Source organism: Glutamicibacter sp. (genome assembly GCF_035257265.1).
GTDB lineage: Bacteria > Actinomycetota > Actinomycetes > Actinomycetales > Micrococcaceae > Glutamicibacter.
This window is the reverse complement of sequence record NZ_DATEXC010000039.1, coordinates 142,621-165,174: the sequence shown is the minus strand read 5'-3', so window position 1 is coordinate 165,174 and position 22,554 is coordinate 142,621. Positions and strand designations below refer to the sequence as shown.

Here is a 22,554-nt window from a genome sequence, read left to right as displayed (position 1 = left end):
GGCAGCTACCCGCTGGTTGCAGGAAGTGTGGCATCGCCTTTGGGGGTAACCCAGCGAAGTTTTCTACTGGAATACTTTAGTATTCCAGCAGTAAATTTACCAGATGGCAAGGGATCAAAATTATCCGGTAGGTAAGTCTTTAGCTTCGGATTCTTTCGCCGGGCGTTGATCAAGCCAAGCCTGAATGGCGCTCGGGCGTATGCGCCGGTGAGTTCCACGGTACTCCACGGGAATGATGCCCGCATCGGCCAGCTTGCGCAGATACGAATTTGAGATTCCAGCCATCTGCGCCGCCTGTGAGGTGTTGAGCAGCAGCTCGGTAGTCCCGATGCTGACCGACTCGCCAGCTGCGAAGCGATTGAGCACCTCAAGCAAGGCGTCATGTGCGTCTTTAGGCAGTTGTAATGCGGTGCCGTTGACGAAAACCGTCGTGTCCTCAGACTCGGCCAAAGCGCGGTGTAATCGCTCGGTAGTTTTCGCGTCTAGTGCTTCAAAGGTACGGACCCGGCCAAGTGCGGAAGTAGGTGATGCCATATGTTCATCTTGCCTGAGAAAAGCGGAGAATGCATAGAATTTGGTCGCCAAGAAACCTGCTGAAGCATTTATCGATTATTACCCCAATACGACGAACGGGGGTTGTAAAACGATCAACGGTTCCCGTATGGTGGAAATTGTAGGTCTAAAGAAAGTACTGACCAGCCATCTTCCGGCACACCACGACGGAGCGTTTCGCCTTACCTGGCAACGACGGAGTGGGAATTGTGTATAGGGAAGCCTGATGTCCACCTTAAATGCGTTGGTTCGGGTTCCTTTGCGGTCGGATGAATGGTCATGCGCGTTCCTACGCTATGCCACAAGTTTCGTGGGTACTGCGTTTTCGTGAATCAGAACTTTCTTGAAAGCAGATACTTTTAATGTCTATTGAAACTACCTCAGACCTGACCACCATCACCGACGAAGAGATCTTCAACGCCCATCTTGGCGGCAAGCTCTCCGTTGAATCGAAGATGCCCCTGAATTCCAAGCGTGACCTCTCCATTGCCTACACCCCCGGCGTCGCCAAGGTGTCCCAGGCAATTGCAGATGACCCGGCAAAGCACGCTACCCACACCTGGGCTTCACGCCTGGTCGCGGTAATCTCTGATGGAACCGCAGTCCTTGGACTAGGCAATATCGGCGCCGCAGCATCGCTCCCGGTCATGGAAGGCAAGAGCGCGCTCTTCAAAGAATTCGGCGGTCTGGATTCAATCCCACTGGTGCTGAACACCACCGACGTTGATGAAATCGTTGAAACGGTGATTCGCCTACGCCCAAGCTTTGGTGCGGTCAACCTCGAAGACATCTCGGCACCGCGCTGCTTTGAAATTGAAAAGCGCCTGATCGAAGCCTTGGACTGCCCGGTGATGCACGATGACCAGCACGGCACCGCCGTCGTGGTCCTGGCGGCACTGATTGGCGCGGCCCGTCACACCAAGCGTGAAATCAGCTCGCTGAAGGTTGTCATCTCCGGCGCAGGCTCGGCCGGCGTAGCGGTGACCAACCTGCTGCTGCAAGCTGGTGTGGATGACGTAATCGTGCTCGATTCACGCGGAACCATTCACCGTGAACGCAATGATCTCAACGCGGTCAAGGCAGAACTTGCCGGACGCACCAATCGTGAGGACGTCATGGGCGGCCTCGCCGAAGCATTGGAAGGCGCCGATGTTGTTGTTGGTTTGTCGTCTTCGCAGTTTGACGAGGCAGCGGTATCCAAGATGAACAAGGACGCCATCATCTTCGCGCTGTCGAACCCAACCCCGGAAATCATGCCAGATGTTGCTAAAAAGTACGCAGCAGTAGTAGCCACCGGACGCAGTGATTTCCCGAACCAGATCAATAACGTGCTCGCTTTCCCAGGTATCTTCCGTGGAGCCCTGGACTCGGGTGCCAAGAAGATCACCGAAGCAATGAAGGTCGCCGCGGCGCACGCCATTGCTGAACTTGTCGGTGACGATCTGGCTGCCGATTACATCATTCCTTCTGCCATCGATGATCGTGTGATGCCAGCGGTTGCCGCCGCAGTGGGCGCGCTGGCTGAAGAGACTAAATAATTCCTCCACCGGGGAAGCATACGCATTAGGTCGCAACAGTAATCGTTGACAGACCAAGGTGAGCGTCCAAGAATCAGTGATGATTCTTGGACGCCCACTTGTTTAAGCACAGTTCTAATTAGACGGTGGCGGCTGCCTTGTCCCGCAGCGCATCGGCTTCGTCCCAAGTACGTGGGCCCTGGGTAAATGCTCCACGGTAGCGGGCGGCCGGGTGGCGCTCATTGAGCAGGTCGCCTTCGCCGAACATCTTCTGACGCAAGGTGCCTTCGGAATATTCGGACTGTGCCAAACCACGCGCGCGGAGAACCGGCAACACCTTGTCGGCAAATTCTTGGAAGGAACCTGGGATCACCCAATTGATGACGTTGATGCCATCAACCCCAGCGTCCTGCCAAGTTTCCAGCTGATCCGCGATCTGCTCGGGTGTGCCTACCAAGCGGGTGCTGTGCGACTGGAGCGTGGCAACATCCTCGAGAGTCGGTTCACGGTCGGTAATGTGCTTCCCGGCCCATTCGGCCATGCCCTTGGAGGTGTTGGTATCAAGGTCCTTGAGCTTGGTTTCCTTTGGATACACGCGTCCGGTCCTATCGAGTATGGCCATGTGGGCCAGGTAGCCGTCGACGCTAATGAACTCGTCGTAGTACTTGGACTTTTCTCGGGCTTCTTCCTCGGTGTCGCCAATAACGAAAGATAGTCCCTGGAAGAACTTGATATCTTCTGCCCGGCGCCCATGGGAAACAGCCAACCGCCGGGTTTCGTCGATCAGTTCTTTGGCGACGCCAGGTGTCGGAGCAATAATGAACGTCGCCTCGGCATTGCGCGCTGCAAAATCCCGGCCCGATGCGGAAGACCCGGCTTGGAAAAGCACCGGTGTGCGCTGCTTGGAGGGCGAAGGCAGGTGGGGTCCTTCGACTCGGTAGCGCTTTGACTGGTGATAGATCTTGTTGATCTTGGCCGGATCCGCGTACCGCCCATTTTTCTTGTCTTTGAGCAAGGCGCCTTCATCCCACGAACCTTCCCAGAGTTTGTAGGTGACATCGATGTACTCGTCGGCCCAGGCATAACGTTCGGTATGGTCGGTCAACGCTGGCAGACCGTAGTTGCGCGAGGCGTTTTCGTTGATGCCGGTGACAACATTCCAGGCGATGCGCCCATTGGAGATGTGGTCCAGGGTGGATATCTGCCGGGCAAAGTTAAACGGGTGGTTCTGCACGATGTTTGAGGTGGTGGCCAAACCTATCTGCGTGGTGTGCACCGCCAAAGCACCGAGCAACACGGTGGGGTCATTGGACGGGATCTGCAGGCCTTCATGGGCGTACACGTCATAGTCGGCTTCCGTATCGCCGTAAAGTCCGGAGACATCGGCGAAGAACATCGCGTCGAACTTTGCCTCCTCCAGAATCTTGGCGAGATTGATCCAGGTATTAACGTCGTTGAATTCAGTTTGCCCGGCATCGGGGCGGCGCCACTGACCGTGCTGGATATGGCTGGTGGTGTTCATGACGAAGGCATTGAAATGAAGTGGTTTTCCCATGGTGTGTTCTCAGATCCTCGGTTGTAATGCGTTCTCTTGCTCCGATGCTTTCAGTGCTCTTGCGGAGCAGCGAACAATACGAAGTAGCTGGTCGCGGTACTTCGTCATGTGACGCGGAAAATGATTTATGAACGGAATGTGAAGCGGCTTTTATGTCCTTAGGTGACGTGCCGCGTCCCCGCGCGAAGTTGTGCAAAGCGAGGTTGAGCAGCGCATTGTCCTGCTGACAGGACACGGATGAAACTGAGTGCAGAGCGAACGGACCATCGTCGCTGTTCAAATCTTTAGCTTTCGCATCATCCACTACAGGGGAGTACCACCGTGACAAATCGCCAGCCGGCGTATTCGACAGACACGCACAGCGCTGCAAAAACGGCGCGTCAGCGCAGCACCGTGAAGAGATTCGCGACGCGAGGAACCCTGGCGGCAAGCCTTGTCGTGCTGCTCGGCGCATTAACCGCTTGCGGCGCTGACACTACCGCTGGGACCTCCCACGGGCAGCCGATTTCCGGAGGCACCTTGGTCTACGCGACAGGGGACGTGGAACCTACCTGCTTGGATCCAATCGTTTCGGGTAATGTGCCGCAGGCACTTGTATCCACCCAGTACCTTGAACCGTTGTTCTTCCAAGATGACAGTGGAGAGATTCAGCCGTGGCTGGCCAAGAGCTGGAAGTGGGCCGAGGACCGGCTCGCACTGGATATCACGGTTCGCCAAGATGTGTACTTCACCGACGGGCAGCAGCTCAATGCGCAGACCATTGCGAAGAATATTGACTACATCAAGGATCCAAAGACCCTCTCAAGCACCGGCATCCTGGCCGTGGAAAAGGTTTCTTCGGTTGAGATAATCGACGAATTCACCGCACGGGTGCACCTGTCTGAACCGGATAATGCCCTGCTGGAGCATTTCGCCCAGGTCTGGGTTCCGATCCAATCGCAGAAGGCCCTGGACCGCGGCATGGAAGAAAATTGTCTCGCCCCGGTAGGTACCGGTCCCTTCAAAGTCCAAAGCTGGTCCAAGCAGCAGGAGGTAGTGCTTGTACGCAACGAGGACTACAACACCCCGGCGCCGACGGCGAAGCACGAAGGCCCCGCCTATCTGGAGAAAATTATCTGGCGATTTCTGCCGGATCATGCAGCACGATTCGCCGCCTTGCAATCTCGTGAGGTGGACGTGATCGATGTACTGCAGCCACAAAACGCAGTGGCTGCTGAGACGGATCCTGCACTGGAAACGCTGATCGGTTCGCGACCTGGCCATGTAGTGAATCTGACGCTGAATACCACCACCGGAGCACTGGCGGACCGCCGAGTGCGTGAGGCCTTTGTCCGGGCGGTAGATGTGGATGCAGCGCTGAAGAGCATTTTCATGAGTACCGTACCCCGTTCAAATTCAACGCTGAGTTCCATCACCAAGTTCAACGTCCAGAATCCGGAAAACTACGCTCAGGATGTCGGCAAAGCCAACCGCTTGCTTGACGAAGCGGGCTGGCAGGAAAGAGACTCGGAAGGTTACCGCACCAAGGACGGGCAACGTCTGAGCACTACTGTTATCCAGAACGATTCGATCCTCGTTCCGGTATCAGTGCTCGAACAGTTCCAACACAGCGCGAAAGCTGTGGGCTTTGAACTGCTGATCAATCAAGAAGAAGCGTCCACGTTCAACGAGCGCCGTTACGCCTGGGAATACGGGATCGCGCCGCTGTACTATACGAAAAACTCTCCGCAGGTGCTCAATATTGTTTACGACTCCGCGAACATTCCCTCGGTTATCGAGGGCGGATACCACGCGAATAACAATGGGTTGACGGGTCCGGCAGCGCAGGCCATTGATCACGCGTTGCGTCAGGCAGCGACCACCGGCAGTGAAAAAGAACGCGGCCGCTTGTATAAAAAAGCGCAGAAACTTGTCGACGAGCAATACCTTTCACTACCGATCTTTGACCAGCAGACCAGGCTTGGTTTGCGCTCGGATGTGTTGGGTCTCGAATTGCTCTCTCCCTTGGGCATGCCCACCTTCTACGAAACCTGGTTGGACCGATCATGAGCCTAGAGATCAAAGAAGTACAGCAGTTGTCGCCCGGAGCAGAGCAACATGCCAAACGAAAAACTTTCCTCAAGGTCATCGGTTCGCGTGTCCTAGGAGCTGCCGGAGTTCTGTTGGCGGTAGCGACCTTAGCGTTCTTCGCTATGCGTCTGGTCCCGGGTGACCCGGTAGACGCACTGCTTGGCGGTCCGGGAAATAACGCCACCGAGGAAGTGCGCAATACGACCCGTGAACTTGCCGGTTTGGACAAGCCACTACTAGTCCAATACGGCACGTACCTGGGGAAACTGGTCACCGGAGATTTGGGAGACTCCTACCAGCTGCGCGAACCGGTGGCTCAGGTACTGGCAGATCAATTAGGTAATACCTTGCTGTTGGCGGTGCTTGCGTTGGCGACCGCTTGGGTGCTGGCCCTCGGTTTGGCCCTGTGGGCCTCGCGCGGTGGGCGTATTGCGGCAGTCGTGGGAAATCTGTTGGAGGTTATCTCCGCCGCTGTGCCACATTTCTGGCTTGGTAGCCTGCTGATTCTCGTGTTCAGCGTAAATCTGCAACTGCTGCCCGCAACCAGCGGCGCCCCAGGAATCGACAGTCTGATCCTCCCGGTGCTGACCTTAGCCATCCCGCTGGCTGGGTTTTTAGGTCAGGTGATGCGCGAGTCGATGCTCATAGCGATGACTTCGCCCTTCGCCATCTCTGCCCGGGCCCGCGGCGAATCGGAAATCCAGCTGAGCCTGCGTCACGCGCTTCGCCATGCGGCGTTGCCGGGCATCGGACTATCCGGGTGGGCTATGGGCTCGTTGATTAGCGGTGCGGTAGTCGTCGAGACGGTCTTTGCCCGCCCGGGCATTGGGCGCACCTTGTTGCAATCGGTGCTGGTGCGCGATGTCCCGGTCGTCCTTGGGTGCGTGGTGCTGGTGGCGGCGATTTACATCATCGTCACTCTGCTCAGTGATCTGGCCGAACGACTGGCAGATCCACGGTTGCGTGCGCAATGAGCCAGAGGCCAGTCACCTATCCTTCTAATGATTTTTACCAAAGGCAGCCATGACACAAGGAATCGAAGCACCTGAAATTGAAACGCGGCACCTCGCCGCGGAACCAACTCGAAGAGACACACCAGGGAGCTCCCGCAGGCTTCCCACGCTTGGGCTGGGGATCGTTCTTCCATTCATCGTCCTGATAGGGCTGGTGATCGCGGCGGTGCTCCCGTCCTGGATCGCGACCACCGGGGCGTTAGATATGGATCCGGCCCAAGCGTTCGCCGCACCGGGCGCCGCGCACTGGTTCGGTACCGACGAGTCTGGGCGAGATGTTTTCTCCCGGGTTATTTTTGGGACGCGCAGCTCGTTGCTGATCGGCGTGCTGGCTACGTTGATTGGGCTCGGCGTCGCGCTGGTACTCGGCGCGTTGGCAGGACTGGGAACTAAAGCAGTGGACTTCGGGGTCTCACGTTTCCTCGAAGTGCTCTTTGCCTTCCCCGGATTGCTGCTGGCTTTGCTGGTGATCACTATCCTCGGCCCGGGCGTTGTCACCACCACGATTGCCGTGGGATTATCGGCGGCGCCCGGCTACGCGCGGATGATCCGTTCGCAGGTCCTGTCGATTCGCCGCTCCGGATATGTGGAGGCAGCCATCGTGCAGGGTAAATCCGGTGGTTACATCATTGTTCGCCATATTCTGCCCAATGTGGCGGCACCGCTCTTTGTATTGGCAACACTCGGGGTAGGCCAAGCCATCGTCTGGGCTTCGTCACTGAGCTTCCTCGGCTTGGGTGCCACCCCGCCGGATCCCGAGTGGGGTTCCATGCTCTCCCAAGGACGTCTTTATATTGGCAACGCTTGGTGGCTGACGTTCTTCCCCGGATTATTTATCGTGCTCAGCGCCGCCAGCACCACGCTGCTCGGCCACGGTATCCAACGCAAGCTCAAGGACAGATAATGCAGCAAACTACCCAAATACTGGATAAAAAATCGCAGCCGGTGATCAAGGTCGAGGACCTGTTGATCGGATTCGGTTCAAAACAGCGGGTCAAACAAACCGTGCACGGGGTCAGCTTCGAAATTTATCCGGGTGAATGCCTGGCTATCGTGGGCGAATCAGGTTCAGGAAAATCGGTGACCGCGCGAACTCTGCTCGGGCTGAACGGGACCAATGCTCAGATCCAAGCGAAAGCCCTCGAACTGAACGGTCAAGATCTGCGCAGTGCGTCCGAGCGAACCTGGCGCACCGTACGCGGGCCCCAGATCGGCTACGTGCTGCAAGACGCGCTGGTTTCGCTGGATCCATTGCGCACCATAGGCCAGGAAATTTCAGACGCACTGCGCATCCATACCAAGCTTTCCTCGGCGGACCGCACCGCGAAGGTACTTGACCTGTTGGAAGCCGTCGGTGTGCCCGAACCGCAACAACGAATCAACCAACGCTCCGGAGAACTATCCGGCGGCTTGCGTCAGCGCGCGTTGATTGCAGCAGCCATCGCGCTGGACCCCGCGCTGCTCATAGCCGACGAACCCACTACAGCCTTGGATGCCACGGTTCAAGCCCAAATTCTTGATCTGCTCGCCGCGCGTAAGCGGGCCGGTACCTCCTTGCTTTTGATCAGCCATGACCTGGCGGTGGTGGGGAAGCTGGCAGATCGTATCGCCGTAATGCGCGCCGGCGAACTGGTGGAGGTGGGGCGGACGGAAGCGGTGCTGAGCAACCCGCAGCACGAGTACACCAAGGGGTTGCTAAAGGCCGTTCCCACCAACAAGCCTCGCGGCACCAAATTATCTACCGGAACCGTGACGATCTCCGAGCGGCACCACGAACTGATCGCCAGCAGCCGGGGCAAAGGGCAAGCGGTCGATGCCGGACTTCCGGTCTTGGTAGGGGAAAACCTGCGCAAGATTTACCGCAATCCGGACGGCAGCCCACGAGTAGCGGTCCAAGATGTTTCTTTTGCGCTGAACCGCGGCAAAACCTTGGGCATTGTGGGCGAATCGGGTTCTGGAAAGAGCACCGTGGCACGGATGGCACTGGGGTTGACTCCAACAGATCGAGGTACCGTGCGGTTGCTGGGCCAGGAGTGGAGCTCGCTGAAGGAAAAGCAGCGTCGGCCCCACCGTTCTAAGATCACCACCATTTATCAAGACCCGCTGGGATCTTTTGACCCCCAGTGGGATGTGGCCCGGATTCTGGGCGAGGCGTTGGGTGCCGGACAGAACCTTTCACGCACACAACGGCGCGAAGAGATCAAACGGCTCTTGCAGATTGTTGGACTAGATGACTCGGTGGCCTCGCGGTTACCTCTGCGGTTATCCGGAGGACAGCGTCAGCGTATCGCCATCGCCCGAGCTATCGCCCCGGGACCCGAGGTGATCATCTGTGATGAGCCGGTTTCCGCGCTGGATGTATCGATTCAGGCCCAGGTGCTGGACCTACTTGATGAATTGCAACGCGAGTTTGGGCTCAGCTACCTGTTCATTTCCCATGATTTAGGGGTTGTGCAGCATATCAGTGACGAAGTCGTCGTGATGGAATCCGGTCGGGTCGTTGAGGCCGGACGTACCAGCGAGGTCTTCGCTCATCCTGCCGAACAATACACTCGCAAGCTTCTTTCGGCCGCGCCCAAACTGGCAGTTGTCCAGAGCTAGAGGGGAGCACCGGATTACTGCGTCATAAAGGAGGTTTGATGACCAATAATGACGCGGTATCCCGGCGCTGGTTCAGTCCCATAAGTCGTCATATTGCGCGGGCCTACGCCGCTTGAAATCTCATTTGAGACTCAGGTGCCCTGCGGGGTTTGCTAGAAACCAACGAACGGATCTTGCCTGCATACAGTGCGGGCCTATCTGAGTAATAGCACGGGGTTACGTCCAAAAATTTGACCGGTCAAAGCCGCTGATCGGTACACCTCCCGAGGAACTATTCCAAGGCAGCTTCCAGGGCGAAGCTGAAGTCGAAGAGACAACATACTCACCGAACTTATTTCAAGGAGAACAAATGAGCGACCCAACACGTCAGGCCCTGCGCGAACGCTTCGCTCCGGTATTCAACCAGATCGCTGCCGGTGCGGTGGCTCGTGAATCGGAACGCCAGCTGGCCCACGAGGCGGTGGCTCTGCTTGCGGATAGCGGATTCACCGCCGTGCGTGTGCCGGTTAAATTTGGCGGGAGCGGCGCGAGCATTTCGCAGTTTTTTGACCTGCTGACCCGGCTCGGCGAAGCCGACTCGAATCTTGTCCAGGCCTTGCGCGCCCACTTCACCAGCGTCGAGTCATTCCTGCAGGCGGACGAGGCCGCGCAGGCCCGTTGGCTACCGCGGATCGTAGCCGGGGAGATCTTCGGAAACGCCACCACCGAGAAAGGCAACCAGCCGGGCCAGAACAACACCACGTTGTTTGAGGATGGCGGACAGTTATGGCTTGAAGGCACGAAGTTCTACTCCACCGGGAGTCTCTACGCCGATTGGATCAGCGTTTCGGCGGACCGCGAGTCAGGCTCCGGGGTACGGGTGATCGTGCACCGCGACGATGCCGGAGTGGGACGCCTGGACGACTGGGATGGTTTCGGCCAGCGGCTGACCGCTTCGGGCACCACTCTTTTCACCCGGGTGTTGGTGGACCCGGCCAACGTCCAAGACCATAGCCGCGAATCACTCCCGGAAGTGTTTACCTCCTATGTGCAGCTGGTGCTGCTCGCCGCACTGACCGGAATCGCCCGGGCGGTACGCCGCGACGCCGTGGAATATGTGCAGGGACGTACCCGCACCTTCGACCACGGCGTAGGTGATAGTCCGCAGCGTGATCCATTGGTGGAAGAAACCGTGGGTCGTCTTGGAGCAAAGGTATTTGGTGTAGAAGCGGCACTTCGCGCAGCGTCCGAACAGCTGGAGAACACCTTGAGCTTGGAAAATTCGGGGATCCTCGACGCAGAGACCGCCGCGGAGCTGCACTTCAACGTGGCCCAGGCTCAATTGCTCATCGGTGAGGCAGTCCCGGAAATCGCCACACAGCTTTTCGAAGTTGGCGGAGCCTCCGCGGTCAGCGAGTCACGCCGGCTTGACCGCCACTGGCGAAACGCTCGGGTGATCGCTAGCCACAACCCATTGATCTACCGTGCCCGCGAGATCGGTCAGCACCTCATCAGCGGAGACGCAAATATCCACGTGGTCTATGTGGGCACCGCCAAGCAAAACACTAGGAGCAACGCATGAGTAAGCCACTGTTTTTCAATGCCTTCGTCATGAACACCGCCAGCCACATTCAGCATGGCCAATGGCGTCATCCCGAGGCTAACCAGGCCGAATTCAACGACATCAAAACTTGGCTTCAGGTCGCCAAGACCCTCGAAGAAGGTTTGTTTGATGCCATGTTCTTCGCCGACGTTTCGGGCCTCTATGGTCCTGCAGATGGGCAGTATGTGGACAACGTGCATGAGGGATTACAGATCCCTTCCAACGACCCCACGGTGCTGCTCGGTGCACTGGCGGTGGCGACCAAACACATCGGTTTGGCGACCACCTCGAACATGATGCAGAACCACCCGTTTAATTTTGCCCGTCAGCTGAGCACTCTGGACCATATATCCAAGGGCCGTATCGCCTGGAATATCGTCACCTCCACGCAGGAGAACGCGGCACGAAACTACGGGCTGGAATGCCTGCCCGACCATGACGAACGCTACGACTGGGCCGATGAATATCTTGAAGTTGTTTACAAGCTTTGGGAAGGATCATGGGACGAGGGAGCCTTGCTGAAAGACAAAGAAGGCGGGCGCTACGCGGATCCAGCCAAGATCCATAAGATCTACCACGAGGGCAAGCGCTACAAGGTCGAGGGGCCTCACCTGCCATCGCCCTCACCACAGCGTACGCCGGTGCTCTTTCAAGCAGGAGGGTCCGCCCGTGGCATTAAATTCGCTGCTACGCACGCCGAATGCCAATTCATTATGACCCCTAACCCTCAAGTCGCTAAGGAACACATCGACCGCACACGGGCGTTGGTTGCCCAGGCGGGGAGAGATCCGCAGTCGGTCAAGTTCTTTCAGGGGATCTCACTGGTTATCGGGGAAGACGAAGCGGAGGTCAAAGCCAAGGAAGCCGAATACCTCCAGTACGCTTCGACGACCGGATTTTTGACCCACGCATCCTTGGGAATTTTGCCAGACGGAACCCGGTTGCCGGATGGCACTCGCCTGATAGATATCCCGAACAATGGAGGACAAGCGCACGTCCAGTGGCTTCGCGACGCGACCCCGGAACGTGAACCGACCCTGGCGGATCTTGCCGATAGCCGGATCCGGCGCGGCTACGCTGCCGGCACCCCGGCCCAAATCGCGGACCAGCTCGAAGCATGGCAGGCCGCAGGGGTGGATGGAATCAACGTGATCAACTGGAGACTCCCGGGCAGCTATGAAGAATTTAATGAACTCTTGTTGCCAGAACTTCAACGACGTGGGTTAGCTAAAACCGAATATGCTCCCGGCACATTGCGCCAGAAACTATTCGGTCATGATTTTCTTCCGAAGGAACACCTCGGTGCCTCCTACCGCGGGGTGTTCAGTAACGTACCGGACGAGGCAAACGTCAAGTTCGAATCGTCACACTGACGCGGAGGGTTTATCGCATAATGACGGGAAGTTATCCACAATTTTGAGATAGCTTCCCGCCACGCCCTGCAATGGGCCAACACTTGGAATGCCAGTTGAAGGTTGGCAAACCAAGGAGAAGCATCATGTGCGATATGTGCAATGGAATGACTCGCAAGCAGGTAGAAGCCCGCACGGCTCAACGCATTCGAGATTACGGCAGGGAGATTATTTATGTCGAGGGCGACGAATGCTACGAGCCCTATGCCTACACCGTCGGTTTGAGCAAAATCGGGCACCCGGAGTTTCTCGTCCGCGGTTTGGACATGGAAGACAGCATGCAGATGTTGAATGGATTTTCAGCATCCGTACTTGAGAATCATGAGTACTTTGCTCACGCGCATACCTCTTGCTGGAAAGACGGGCGGCTTCTGGTTTTCTCCGGTATTTCTACAGGGATCCGGTTGCAGGTGCCCTTTGCATACAGGCGCTACGGCGAATCGGTGCGAGTGCTGGAGATCCTTTTTGGCGGTGATGAATTTCCACTTGGAGCGCTGCAGGCCAACCAAAATTAGCGTGAAAACTTGCCGATGTGGGCTTTAGGCTGGTGCCGAAGAATTGAAGCCTGCATGATTTCGTCTGTGGATTAGGGCATAAATTTTACGGTGAAATCTATGAATTATTGACTTCTTTGGTCTGACCACACGGCCCTGTATTTAGCATCATCTGTGAGCTTCGGTGCAAGTGATAGATGCTGGTGGGTGTCGGTAGATGACCGGCGTGAAAAGTGAGTAGGCTTGTCATATGGCTTTCCGAAATCGTCGCGCTGCGGCCCTCCCAGCAAAATTATCCCGTTCGTGGCTCCTGGTTAACGCTGCCAGAGAAGAAGACTTCGGTCCCGGTTTAGCTTGTGAAGCTGATTCGGTGATTTTTGATATGGAAGCAGCAGTTCCTGACGACAAGAAAGCCTTCGCCCGTGACAACGTGGTGCGTGCACTTTCCAACGGCATGACCGCCTGGGTCCGCGTTAACGGTACCGACACCGACTTCTGGGCGGATGACCTTGCAGCATTGTCTGAGACGCCTGGCCTACGCGGCGTCATGCTCGCAATGACCGAAAAGCCAGAGCAGGTCACCTACACCGCAATGCGTTTGCGTGCAGGTACCCCGGTGCTCGCGCTGATCGAAACCGCCGTAGGTATTGAAAACGCCACCAACATCGCCTCGGCTCCGGGCACCTTCCGTTTGGCCTTCGGCGTTAATGACTTCCGTAAAGACACCGGTGTTTCTGATGACCCGATGGCGTTGGCCTATGCTCGCGGAAAGCTCGTGATTGCATCCCGTGTGGGTAAGCTGCCAGGCGCTATCGACGGTCCGCCGCCTGCCGGCGCAAATGCTGCCAAGGTTACCGAGGAAACACTGGTCACCGCGTCCATGGGGATGACCGGGAAGCTTTCCCTATCCAGCGAACACGTTGATGGTATCAACGCTGCACTGGCTCCAAGCGAGGACGAGCTCTCCTGGGCCATGGAGCTGCTCGAAGCACACGCTGCGGGCGCCTCAGTGGGCGATGGTTCGTACTTGCCTCGACTGGCTCGCGCGCAGAAGATTGCCGATCTGGCCGATTCTTACGGATTGTGGAACGCCTAGACTTCACAAGCAATACAGCAAAGGCTGGAATTCACCTCACAGTGGACTCCAGCCATTGCTGTATCTTAAGACAAACCGGTGGCGGCGATGGAAACCTGCAAGGTTGCCATCGCCGCCACCGGTGTTAGTTATCAGGAGTGTATCCGGAGCCTAGCGCACTGGATCCGGATCCTGTGCAGCCTGGTGAGCGCCACGGTTCTTGGAAGAACCAATCACGTCACCAGCCTTCCATTCTGCCCAGCCTGGCCGACCCGACATGAAGTTCTCAATGTCAGCCTTGTTGGCTTCCAGCTTTGGATCATTCTTCAGGTACCAGCGGGTTTCGCGAGCCACCATGCCGGAGAGAATCAGCAGACCGATCAAGTTCGGCAGTGCCATCAAACCGTTCATCATATCCGAGAAGTTCCACACTGCGGTCAGCTCGGTGGTGCAACCTACGTAAACGACCAGCGAGAAGACGATGCGGAATGGCATGACCAGCTTGCGTCCGAATAGGCGCTCGATATTTCGTTCACCGTAGTAGCACCAGCCGAGGATGGTGGAGAAGGCAAACATGACCAAGCCGATGGTGACGATCCAGTGTCCCCATTCGCCTGGCAGGCCGTTAGTGAAGGCTTCACCTGTCATCAGTGCAGCGGAGATCTGCTCACCGGTTGCTTCATCGACCAGCTTCCAGGAACCGGTGGTGATGATAACCAGACCGGTGCAGGTAACCACGATGAGGGTGTCAATGAACGTCTGGGTCATGGAAACCAAGCCCTGGCGAACCGGGTGGGTGGTCTGCGCCGAAGCTGCAGCGATGGCAGCCGAACCCATGCCGGACTCGTTGGAGAAGATACCGCGGGCGACACCGAACTGAACGGCGATGATGATTGCCGAACCGGTGAAGCCGCCGACAGCCGAGGTGCCGGTGAAAGCGTCGGTGAAGATTTCACTGAACGCAGCGGGGATTCCACCTACGTTAGCAATCAGGATATAGATCGAGGCTGCCACGTAGAAGACGATCATGACTGGAACGAAGCCAGCGGTGACCTTACCGATGGACTTGATGCCACCAACAAGAACAGCGATGGACAATACGGTCAGAATCACGCCGGTAACCCATGGGGTGACGTTGAATGAGCTCTCAAGGTTAATCGCGATGGAGTTGCCCTGAGTCATGTTACCGATGCCGAAGCAGGCCAGGGTTGCGGCGATGGCGAAGAACAGTGCCAAGAACTTACCGAAAGGTCCCTTGATGCCGCGTTCTAGGTAGTACTGCGGACCGCCGGATTTTTCGCCAGCTGCGTCGGTTCCGCGGAATCGTACGCCCAAGTAGGCTTCGGTGTACTTTGATGCCATACCGAGCAGGCCGGTGACCCACATCCAAAATAGTGCGCCCGGTCCACCGATGCCGATGGCGGTAGCCACGCCCACGATGTTACCGGTACCGACAGTTGCGGCCAATGCCGTGGTCAGTGCCTGAAACTGCGAGATGTCGCCTTCAGCTTCGTCGTCTTTGCGCTTGAGCAGGCCCAGACGAAGCGCTGCTGCGAGCTTGAAGAACTGCAAACCGCCCAAGCGAATGGTCAGATACAACCCGGTGCCCAAGAGCAGCGGGATGAGGACAAACGGCCCCCAAATAACCGAGGAGATATCTCCGAAGAGTGTTCCCAAATCATCCATGACTTCTAGATCCTTCGATGCGAGTGAATGATGATGATGATGATGATGGTGATGACTGCCAGTCGAAGTGACATTGTGAGCCATCATACGTGATGCTGAGAGTCAAGTCACAACCGCTGTTTCGTGTCGCATTGGCAGGCTGAAAAGAGGTTTAAAAAGATGTCCCCGCGTCAAAAGCTGACGCGGGGACTTTGACGAGTTAGTAGCTATACGGAAGCGAACTTAATCCTGGAAGTGCCCAGACCATCGATGCTAGTTTCAAGCACGTCTCCGGCTTTCAGCCATGGGCGGCGGCCATGCTCATCACGTCGGCCCAAGGCCACCCCGGCAGGGGTTCCGGTGAGAATCAAATCGCCTGGCTGCAGCTCATTGATGACCGAGAGGTAGGAGACTAGCTCCGCCGCGGAAAACACCAGATCGTCGGTGGAATCTTCCTGAACTACCTCACCGTTGACCTTGGTGGTGATCTTCGCGCCGGCGCTGAATTCGTCGGTGGTGACCAACCAGGGGCCCACCGGAGTCGACTTGTCCCATGCCTTGCCCTGCAGCCATTCGGTGGTTCGACCCTGGAAGCCTCGCATGGAAACATCGTTTGAAACCGCATAACCAGCAATGTGTGCGGCCGCATCTTCGACGGAGATGCGGCGACCGGCGGTACCGATGACGATGGCGAGTTCGCCTTCATAATCCATGCGGTGATCCTCGGCCGGGATTTCAACAGCGTCATTTGCTCCGCATAGTGTGGACGCGAACTTTGCGAAAACCGTGGGAAACTCTGGTTCCTCGGCACCCACCTCGGCTATGTGGTTACGGTAGTTCAGGCCTATGCAGTAGACCTTGGCCGGATTGGGGATCAATGGGGCATAATCAGCCTCAGCTTCGGCAATCGAGTCACCGACTAAGGCTCGTGCGACGACTTCCTGCTGGGTTGGGTAATCGAGCCGTAGGAACTTCTGAATGTTCGACAAGTTTTCCAGGTAGTACAGTCGGCCATCTTCAATGACGGCGGCCGTTGTTAGTCCGGGTTCGGTGGTCAGTCGCACGGTAGCTAGTTTCATGTTTCTATCTCACTACATTCGCACCGTCTTGGCTAGCATGTTGCGCCATGCTGATAGACCAAACCGACACTCGTAACTGACCAAGTCAGCTGAAGATTTATCGAAATGATACCGAATGATGAGCGTGAAGGCCGGTAAACTTGGGGCGAATGCTGAGTCAAGGTACCGATTCCAGCTCAGTGGATGAAACGAAACTAAAGTGAAGCAGGTCTTAATGTGGGTGACTTTTTCGGCGAAAGATATCGCCAAATCCTATTCGCCTCCTGGCAGCATTTGTGGCTCGTAGCCCAATGCCTCGTCCTGGCGACAATCATTGCAGTGCTGATCGCCGTGCTGGTGTATCGCAGCAAATCACTGGCTGGTTTGGCCAATGGCATTAGTGCGATTGGGCTGACTATCCCGTCCTTTGCACTGATCGGTATTCTGATCGTTCCTTTCGGCTTTGGTGTTCTACCGGCGGTGATCGTCGTGACGTTCTTCGCTGCCCTCCCGATTCTAAGAAATGCCATCGTGGGACTGAACAACATCGAACCGACGGTCGTTGAATCGGCGAAGGGCATCGGCATGAGCCGCATGAAAACCCTGCTCTCCGTCGAACTGCCCATGGCCTGGCCCGTGATCCTAACCGGCGTGCGCATCTCAGCGCAGATGGTTATGGGTGTGGCCGCAGTTGTCTCCTACGCGCTGGGGCCTGGGCTTGGCGGTTATATCTTTTCGGGCCTATCCCGGCTGGGTGGCGCAAACGCCTTAGAATCAGTCGTCACCGGCGTGGTTGGCGTTGTCATCTTGGCGCTCATTCTTGATTTGATCTTGCTCGGCGTTGGCCGACTGACTATCCCGCGAGGTATCCGTGTCTGAAAATAAAGTCGAAACCAGTACCGAACAGAACGTCACCGGAGCGTCGATCATGCTCCAGGAAGTCACCAAGACTTACCCGGGACAGAAAAAACCTGCGGTTGGCGGCCTGACTCTTGAGATTCCTGCAGGCTCCATCGTGATGTTTGTTGGTCCCTCGGGTTGCGGCAAAACCACAACGCTGAAAATGATCAACCGGCTGATCGAGCCAACCTCTGGCGAAATTATCATCAACGGAGAAGACGTGACAGATATGGATGGCGACGAACTGCGCCGCCGTATCGGGTATGTCATCCAGGCCGGAGGCCTCTTCCCGCACATGACCGTGGCTACTAATATCGCCATGGTGCCCAAGATGCTGGGTTGGTCCAAAGAAAAAATTGCGGCCCGCGTAGATGAGCTGCTTGAACTCGTATCGCTGGATCCTGAGCTCTACCGCGATCGCTTCCCGAAGGAGCTTTCCGGTGGACAGCAGCAACGCGTGGGTGTAGCGCGTGCCTTGGCGGCAGATCCACCGGTGCTGTTGATGGACGAGCCATTCGGCGCGGTGGATCCGATCACGCGTCAGCGTTTGCAGGACGAGCTGCTCAACATTCAGTCTGAAGTCCAGAAAACAATTGTTTGCGTGACCCACGACTTCGATGAAGCCGTGAAGCTGGGAGATTGGATCGCGATCTTCAACGAAGGCGCGCAACTAGAGCAGTACGATTCCCCGGAACGTATTCTGGCTAACCCGGCCAGCGAGTTTGTGGAGAACTTCATCGGCTCCGGTGCCGGACTGAAGCAGCTGACGCTGACTCGCGTGAACCAGGTGGAACTCTCCGAGGCGATTACTACCACCGCAGGAAAGAATGCCTCGGATGTACTGTCGCAATTGCAGGGTGCGGGCCGCAAATACGTCGTGGTACTCGATTCACGCGGACGTCCGGTGCGCCGTTTAAACCGCCGTCAGCTTTCACGTGCGGAAATCATTGACGGTACTTACGATCCGGATTTGCCGGTAGTCGGTGAACAGGCCACGCTCAACGATGCGTTGGACACCATGCTGGTTGCCAGCACGGAGTCTGCCTTGGTCACTGGGCGCCGCGATGTGCTCAAGGGAATCATCACCGTGCAGACGGTAATGGAAGCGATCGCCGCCACTAACTCCAATATGGATGGGGACCATGACGCACCGGTGGGATTGAACTCCGGTGCAATCAACCTGCAGGATATCGAGTTGGATAGTCGGCAATCTGGTGGTGAGACTTCGTGAACGCAGAAAAACGCGGACTGATTTACCAGCTGTTAGGTATCGCAGCAGCTTTCGGAATCCTGGTGATCTGGCTGGTTAACGCCAACCTCACCGAGACAGAAAGACAAACGCTGGACCCGGCAACAATCTGGGGATACACGAAGGAGCACTTAGAAATCACGCTGATTTCAGCGGTGATCGTTCTGATCATTGCGATTCCGCTTGGTGTCATTCTCACCCGTCCTGCTTTTCGCAAGGCGGCACCCGTGGTGCGCGCAATTGCAAACTTCGGCCAGGCGGCACCGGCCATTGGTGTAATCGTGCTTCTGGCCTTCTGGCTGGGATTCGGCCCAGTCACGGCAATTGTCTCCTTGGTGATCTATGCGATCCTTCCGGTACTTTCAAACACCATCGTCGGCTTACAGCAAGTTGACGAGCGGCTCGTAGAAGCAGGGCGCGGTATCGGTATGAGCCAATCGGCGGTCCTCTTCAAGGTGGAGCTGCCGCTTGCGGTTCCGGTGATGCTGTCCGGAATTCGAACCGCTTTGGTGCTGCTCGTTGGAACGGCCACTTTGGCGACCTTCATTAATGGTGGTGGACTGGGAATTCTCATTACCACCGGGGTGAACCTGAACTTGAACGCGGTGTTGATTGCCGGTTCGCTGCTGGTTGCACTACTTGCGCTGACCATCGACTGGCTGGGGCGAGTCGTGGAACAGGTCGCTCGGCCGAAAGGACTCTCATGAATCGCAAACTGAAATTTGGGGCCCTATCCTTCGCAGCGCTCCTTGGCTTAACCGGGTGTGGGTTGAGCCCGGCAACCGGTACGGTGCCAGATGCTAATCCCGGGATTATCAAAGCAGACCAGTCGCTGGACAAAGACGCCAAGGTGACTGTCACCTCGAAGTCCTTTACCGAACAGCTGCTCTTGGGCAAGATTTCGGTGATCGCTTTGGACGTTGCCGGTTACAACGTCACGGACCTGACTAACGTGCCAGGCTCACAGCCAGCACGTCAGTTGTTGCTCTCGGGAGATGCCAGCGCATTGTGGGAGTACACAGGAACTGCCTGGCTGACCTACCTCGGGCATGAAAAGCCCATCGTTGGTGCTGAAAAGCAGTGGCAAGCAGTGCATGATGAGGACGTAGCCAATGGGATTGTGTGGGGCAAACCAGCTCCGTTGAACAACACATATGCCATGGCCATGAACCGCGAGGTGGCCGATCGCTTGGGTATTACAAAGCTTTCTGAGATGTCCAAGTTGGATTCAAAAGAGCTGACCTTCTGCGTCGATCCGGAGTTCAACTCGCGTCGTGACGGGCTAACTCCAATGCTTGAGCATTACGGGATGAAGCGCGGAAGCCAGGTCAAGGAGGACAACATTGGCCTTTACGATGTCGGCGCAATCTACCAAGCGACCGCAGAAGGTGCCTGTAACTTTGGTGAGGTCTTCACGACTGATGGACGTATCAAGGCGTTAGATCTGACGGTATTGGAAGATGATAAACAATACTTCCCAAGCTATAACGCAGCGCCTGCCTTCAACGCGGCGTTCTTGGAAAAGAACCCGGGTGTCAAAGATGTGATGGCGCAGATTGCGCCCCTACTTACCGATGAGGTTCTTCTGGACCTTAATTATCAGGTGGACGTCGAGGGACGCGAACCGGCCGACGTAGCTTATGAATGGATGCTCAACGAGGGTCTAATAACTGCCCCCTAAGCACCAAGTTAACACCAAGCGATCGCCTTCGGAGGATTCCTCTAAAGGCGGTCGTTTGCCGTTAACCCGATCGAAGCAGCGCATGCACAATGTTTACGTGAAGTTGGTTCTTTGCTGATGCTTACCCTGAAACACTGATGAAGCAGGTAAGGCTCATTGCTTCAGGGTCCATGGAAGTATCACAAATAAGTGCTCCTAGGCGCCCTCGCGGGTCCCAAGTTCTCCGTCTACTTCGTCGGCGAACTTGGTGGTCTTGGCGGTGTCTGGGGACTCTTCTTGCCAGATCTGTTCAAGGTCTGCTGCTAGTTCAGCTTCTTGTTCTTGTTTGTCTGGGCTGTTCTCAAGGGTGCTCATGCGGCCAGTCTAGCCATCAGATTGACGGGAGATAAGACTTTCTTGAAGAAATTTTGAAAGCTAAATTACTAGTCAGCTAGAACTTAGGTGGTTTGCTTCGAAAGATTTTGAAGATTTCTTGCGCAAGGTGGTTGACGCTTCAACTTAAACAGTGCAATACTTGTATCAGCAAAACAAATTGAAACGTCAACTACATGGTTGGCGCCGAGGAAAAGGATTTGAAAATGACTTCAACTGCAACTTCACCACTGACCGCCGGTACCTGGAACCTGGATCCATCGCACTCGGAAATCGGCTTCTCGGTTCGCCACGCAGGCGTTTCCAAGGTCCGCGGCAGCTTCCAGGAATTCGACGCAACCTTGACCATTGGCCAGACCCTCGCAGAATCTTCGGTAGAAGCTACCGTGAAGATCGACTCGGTCAACACCAAGGACGCAAACCGCGACGGTCACCTGAAGAGCGGCGACTTCTTCAACGCCGAAGAATTCCCAGAAATGACCTTCAAGTCCACCGGAGTTAAGGGTGAAGGCGAAGAGTTCGTTTTGGTTGGCGACTTGACCGTCCGCGGCGTTACCAAGCAGGTTGAATTCAAGGCTGAGCTCGGAGGCCAGGTTGTTGACGCTTTCGGTGCAACCCGCGCTGGCTTCTTTGCCTCGACCACCATCTCCCGCAAGGAATTCGGCATCACCTGGAACGCTGCACTCGAAGCAGGCGGCGTATTGGTCAGCGACAAGGTCAAGATCGAGATCGACGCATCGTTCGTCCTGCCAACCGCAGAATAAGTTTCCCGTATCCTTCCATGGGGGATGGATAAGGGCCGATACAGACGAAGCCCCGGTCACTACACATCATGTGTAGTGACCGGGGCTTCGTCGGCTCTTGTGCCAGTGCGAACTACGAGTAGTCCGAATACATCATGGAGGTTCCGGCAAACGAGAAAGCAACAACGATCAGGAAGATGATATAAAGAACGCCGAGAATTCCGAAGATCGTTCCGATCCAACCGGTGACTTTTCCAACGGTGGCATCGGTGTTAAATTCTCGTTCGGCTTTCTTGGCCTTCACGATGGCTATAGGTCCCAGAATAATGCCTACGACGAAGAGCGAAATGATCCCTAAGATCATCGATGTTTGCGCGAGTTGCGCACCTTCGGCCTGTTGCGGATTGTAGCCGTACGCCGGGTATCCCGGAGTGCCTGCGAACTGCTGATTCTGTCCTGGGTACTGGTTCGGGTATTGATTTGGGTACTGGCTGGAGTACTGCGGCGGTTGGCCGGAGTTGCCGGAGCTGTAAGGGTTGGTCGGTTCGTTATTTTCGGTGCTCATTGGAGACTCCTAAAACTAAAAGAATGGTTGGTAAATCAAGGCCTCAGCCGTGCTCTGGCTAATTGGAACCATAGATCGAGGCTGGAATTAGGAACAGCATGAGAAGGAAATACCCGACAACTGCCAGAACTTGCAGCGCCCCAAAAATCAACCCGATTAGCCCGGTAACCTTGCCAACCGTGGCTTGAACTCCATAATCTCGTTCGGCTTCGTGCGCTTTCATCAGAGCGATTGGACCGAGAATCACTCCGACAACAAAAAGTGAAAGGATCCCGAGGACCATCGAGGTTTGGGCGAGGGAATACCCTGGATTCGCCAAGGGGTAAGCGTTCTGCGTGGAGGCGGGCGCTTGCCATTCGGGTTGCGGTGACCATGGTGACTGCGTCATTCTTCTTCGCCTCCTCTGCGCCTTGATACTGTTCTTCTAATGCTAGGCCAGCGTCATGAATT

At 56.2% G+C, this 22,554-nt stretch carries 21 protein-coding genes; 14 read left to right on the top strand and 7 right to left on the bottom strand.

The genetic code is table 11. The annotated features are described in order from the left end of the window. Positions 1 to 120: 120 nt before the first annotated feature. The gene (locus VJ369_RS11695; RefSeq protein ID WP_324092245.1) at positions 121 to 534 is read right to left on the bottom strand and encodes a helix-turn-helix domain-containing protein; all 414 of its coding nucleotides are present in this window, start codon (positions 532 to 534) and stop codon (positions 121 to 123) included. 380 nt (positions 535 to 914) lie between these two features. Here VJ369_RS11695 and VJ369_RS11690 point away from each other — a divergent pair, with 380 nt between their 5' ends. Then, positions 915 to 2,090: an NADP-dependent malic enzyme gene (locus VJ369_RS11690; RefSeq protein WP_324092244.1), complete on the top strand. Its 1,176-nt coding sequence runs from the start codon at positions 915 to 917 to the stop codon at positions 2,088 to 2,090. Positions 2,091 to 2,208: 118 nt separating this feature from the next. Here the strand turns inward: VJ369_RS11690 and VJ369_RS11685 are convergent, their stop codons facing one another. Beyond that, the gene (locus VJ369_RS11685; RefSeq protein WP_324092243.1) at positions 2,209 to 3,624 is read right to left on the bottom strand and encodes an NtaA/DmoA family FMN-dependent monooxygenase; all 1,416 of its coding nucleotides are present in this window, start codon (positions 3,622 to 3,624) and stop codon (positions 2,209 to 2,211) included. Between the two features lie 321 nt (positions 3,625 to 3,945). Here VJ369_RS11685 and VJ369_RS11680 point away from each other — a divergent pair, with 321 nt between their 5' ends. The 8 genes from VJ369_RS11680 to VJ369_RS11645 all read left to right on the top strand — a co-directional run bounded on the left by VJ369_RS11680 (position 3,946) and on the right by VJ369_RS11645 (position 13,892). Beyond that, a complete protein-coding gene (locus tag VJ369_RS11680; RefSeq protein WP_324092242.1) occupies positions 3,946 to 5,673 on the top strand; it encodes an ABC transporter substrate-binding protein in 1,728 nt (575 codons plus the stop codon). Beyond that, the gene (locus VJ369_RS11675) at positions 5,670 to 6,668 is read left to right on the top strand and encodes an ABC transporter permease (protein WP_324092241.1); all 999 of its coding nucleotides are present in this window, start codon (positions 5,670 to 5,672) and stop codon (positions 6,666 to 6,668) included. Before VJ369_RS11680 ends, VJ369_RS11675 begins: the two co-directional genes overlap by 4 nt. 49 nt (positions 6,669 to 6,717) lie before the next feature. Further along, positions 6,718 to 7,611 carry an ABC transporter permease gene (locus VJ369_RS11670; RefSeq protein ID WP_324092240.1) on the top strand — a complete coding sequence of 298 codons (894 nt, stop codon included), beginning with the start codon at positions 6,718 to 6,720 and terminating at the stop codon, positions 7,609 to 7,611. Next, positions 7,611 to 9,308 carry an ABC transporter ATP-binding protein gene (locus VJ369_RS11665; RefSeq protein ID WP_324092239.1) on the top strand — a complete coding sequence of 566 codons (1,698 nt, stop codon included), beginning with the start codon at positions 7,611 to 7,613 and terminating at the stop codon, positions 9,306 to 9,308. Before VJ369_RS11670 ends, VJ369_RS11665 begins: the two co-directional genes overlap by 1 nt. A 349-nt stretch (positions 9,309 to 9,657) precedes the next feature. Then, positions 9,658 to 10,869, top strand: coding sequence for an acyl-CoA dehydrogenase family protein (locus VJ369_RS11660; protein ID WP_324092238.1), 1,212 nt, complete (start codon positions 9,658 to 9,660; stop codon positions 10,867 to 10,869). Further along, complete coding sequence (locus VJ369_RS11655) at positions 10,866 to 12,263, top strand: LLM class flavin-dependent oxidoreductase (RefSeq protein ID WP_324092237.1); 1,398 nt, start codon at positions 10,866 to 10,868, stop codon at positions 12,261 to 12,263. Before VJ369_RS11660 ends, VJ369_RS11655 begins: the two co-directional genes overlap by 4 nt. 146 nt (positions 12,264 to 12,409) lie before the next feature. Further along, on the top strand, positions 12,410 to 12,817 hold the full coding sequence (locus VJ369_RS11650) for a DUF4262 domain-containing protein (protein ID WP_324092236.1): 408 nt from the start codon (positions 12,410 to 12,412) through the stop codon (positions 12,815 to 12,817). 229 nt (positions 12,818 to 13,046) lie between these two features. Beyond that, entirely contained in the window at positions 13,047 to 13,892 is an 846-nt protein-coding gene (locus tag VJ369_RS11645) for a CoA ester lyase (RefSeq protein WP_324092235.1), read from the top strand. Between the two features lie 150 nt (positions 13,893 to 14,042). Here the strand turns inward: VJ369_RS11645 and VJ369_RS11640 are convergent, their stop codons facing one another. Continuing rightward, complete coding sequence (locus VJ369_RS11640; RefSeq protein WP_324092234.1) at positions 14,043 to 15,557, bottom strand: sodium:alanine symporter family protein; 1,515 nt, start codon at positions 15,555 to 15,557, stop codon at positions 14,043 to 14,045. 206 nt (positions 15,558 to 15,763) lie between these two features. Then, positions 15,764 to 16,615 carry a fumarylacetoacetate hydrolase family protein gene (locus VJ369_RS11635; RefSeq protein ID WP_324092233.1) on the bottom strand — a complete coding sequence of 284 codons (852 nt, stop codon included), beginning with the start codon at positions 16,613 to 16,615 and terminating at the stop codon, positions 15,764 to 15,766. Between the two features lie 216 nt (positions 16,616 to 16,831). On the opposite strand from VJ369_RS11635, the gene VJ369_RS11630 reads away from it, so the two are divergent. From VJ369_RS11630 to VJ369_RS11615, 4 genes are read left to right on the top strand one after another with little or no spacing between them, the layout of a single operon-like run. Next, entirely contained in the window at positions 16,832 to 17,473 is a 642-nt protein-coding gene (locus VJ369_RS11630; protein WP_324092232.1) for an ABC transporter permease, read from the top strand. 49 nt (positions 17,474 to 17,522) lie between these two features. Beyond that, complete coding sequence (locus VJ369_RS11625; protein WP_414652655.1) at positions 17,523 to 18,725, top strand: ABC transporter ATP-binding protein; 1,203 nt, start codon at positions 17,523 to 17,525, stop codon at positions 18,723 to 18,725. Further along, a complete protein-coding gene (locus tag VJ369_RS11620; RefSeq protein WP_096254852.1) occupies positions 18,722 to 19,450 on the top strand; it encodes an ABC transporter permease in 729 nt (242 codons plus the stop codon). Before VJ369_RS11625 ends, VJ369_RS11620 begins: the two co-directional genes overlap by 4 nt. Next, positions 19,447 to 20,424 carry a glycine betaine ABC transporter substrate-binding protein gene (locus tag VJ369_RS11615; protein WP_324092230.1) on the top strand — a complete coding sequence of 326 codons (978 nt, stop codon included), beginning with the start codon at positions 19,447 to 19,449 and terminating at the stop codon, positions 20,422 to 20,424. Before VJ369_RS11620 ends, VJ369_RS11615 begins: the two co-directional genes overlap by 4 nt. 195 nt (positions 20,425 to 20,619) lie before the next feature. Here the strand turns inward: VJ369_RS11615 and VJ369_RS11610 are convergent, their stop codons facing one another. Next, entirely contained in the window at positions 20,620 to 20,778 is a 159-nt protein-coding gene (locus VJ369_RS11610; protein ID WP_324092229.1) for a hypothetical protein, read from the bottom strand. Positions 20,779 to 21,002: 224 nt separating this feature from the next. Here VJ369_RS11610 and VJ369_RS11605 point away from each other — a divergent pair, with 224 nt between their 5' ends. Further along, positions 21,003 to 21,560 carry a YceI family protein gene (locus VJ369_RS11605; protein WP_324092228.1) on the top strand — a complete coding sequence of 186 codons (558 nt, stop codon included), beginning with the start codon at positions 21,003 to 21,005 and terminating at the stop codon, positions 21,558 to 21,560. A gap of 112 nt (positions 21,561 to 21,672) precedes the next feature. On the opposite strand, the gene VJ369_RS11600 is transcribed toward VJ369_RS11605, so the two are convergent. After that, entirely contained in the window at positions 21,673 to 22,104 is a 432-nt protein-coding gene (locus VJ369_RS11600; RefSeq protein WP_324092227.1) for a DUF4190 domain-containing protein, read from the bottom strand. Positions 22,105 to 22,162: 58 nt separating this feature from the next. Next, positions 22,163 to 22,492 carry a DUF4190 domain-containing protein gene (locus VJ369_RS11595; RefSeq protein ID WP_324092226.1) on the bottom strand — a complete coding sequence of 110 codons (330 nt, stop codon included), beginning with the start codon at positions 22,490 to 22,492 and terminating at the stop codon, positions 22,163 to 22,165. Between the last annotated feature and the right edge of the window lie 62 nt (positions 22,493 to 22,554).

Bases quoted from the DNA above. Each gene is read 5' to 3' on its own strand.
- VJ369_RS11695 (WP_324092245.1), bottom strand. From the start codon at position 534: ATGGCATCACCTACTTCCGCACTTGGCCGGGTCCGTACCTTTGAAGCA.
- VJ369_RS11690 (WP_324092244.1), top strand. From the start codon at position 915: ATGTCTATTGAAACTACCTCAGACCTGACCACCATCACCGACGAAGAG.
- VJ369_RS11685 (WP_324092243.1), bottom strand. From the start codon at position 3,624: ATGGGAAAACCACTTCATTTCAATGCCTTCGTCATGAACACCACCAGC.
- VJ369_RS11675 (WP_324092241.1), top strand. From the start codon at position 5,670: ATGAGCCTAGAGATCAAAGAAGTACAGCAGTTGTCGCCCGGAGCAGAG.
- VJ369_RS11670 (WP_324092240.1), top strand. From the start codon at position 6,718: ATGACACAAGGAATCGAAGCACCTGAAATTGAAACGCGGCACCTCGCC.
- VJ369_RS11665 (WP_324092239.1), top strand. From the start codon at position 7,611: ATGCAGCAAACTACCCAAATACTGGATAAAAAATCGCAGCCGGTGATC.
- VJ369_RS11660 (WP_324092238.1), top strand. From the start codon at position 9,658: ATGAGCGACCCAACACGTCAGGCCCTGCGCGAACGCTTCGCTCCGGTA.
- VJ369_RS11655 (WP_324092237.1), top strand. From the start codon at position 10,866: ATGAGTAAGCCACTGTTTTTCAATGCCTTCGTCATGAACACCGCCAGC.
- VJ369_RS11650 (WP_324092236.1), top strand. From the start codon at position 12,410: ATGACTCGCAAGCAGGTAGAAGCCCGCACGGCTCAACGCATTCGAGAT.
- VJ369_RS11645 (WP_324092235.1), top strand. From the start codon at position 13,047: ATGGCTTTCCGAAATCGTCGCGCTGCGGCCCTCCCAGCAAAATTATCC.
- VJ369_RS11640 (WP_324092234.1), bottom strand. From the start codon at position 15,557: ATGGATGATTTGGGAACACTCTTCGGAGATATCTCCTCGGTTATTTGG.
- VJ369_RS11635 (WP_324092233.1), bottom strand. From the start codon at position 16,615: ATGAAACTAGCTACCGTGCGACTGACCACCGAACCCGGACTAACAACG.
- VJ369_RS11625 (WP_414652655.1), top strand. From the start codon at position 17,523: ATGCTCCAGGAAGTCACCAAGACTTACCCGGGACAGAAAAAACCTGCG.
- VJ369_RS11615 (WP_324092230.1), top strand. From the start codon at position 19,447: ATGAATCGCAAACTGAAATTTGGGGCCCTATCCTTCGCAGCGCTCCTT.
- VJ369_RS11610 (WP_324092229.1), bottom strand. From the start codon at position 20,778: ATGAGCACCCTTGAGAACAGCCCAGACAAACAAGAACAAGAAGCTGAA.
- VJ369_RS11605 (WP_324092228.1), top strand. From the start codon at position 21,003: ATGACTTCAACTGCAACTTCACCACTGACCGCCGGTACCTGGAACCTG.
- VJ369_RS11600 (WP_324092227.1), bottom strand. From the start codon at position 22,104: ATGAGCACCGAAAATAACGAACCGACCAACCCTTACAGCTCCGGCAAC.
- VJ369_RS11595 (WP_324092226.1), bottom strand. From the start codon at position 22,492: ATGACGCAGTCACCATGGTCACCGCAACCCGAATGGCAAGCGCCCGCC.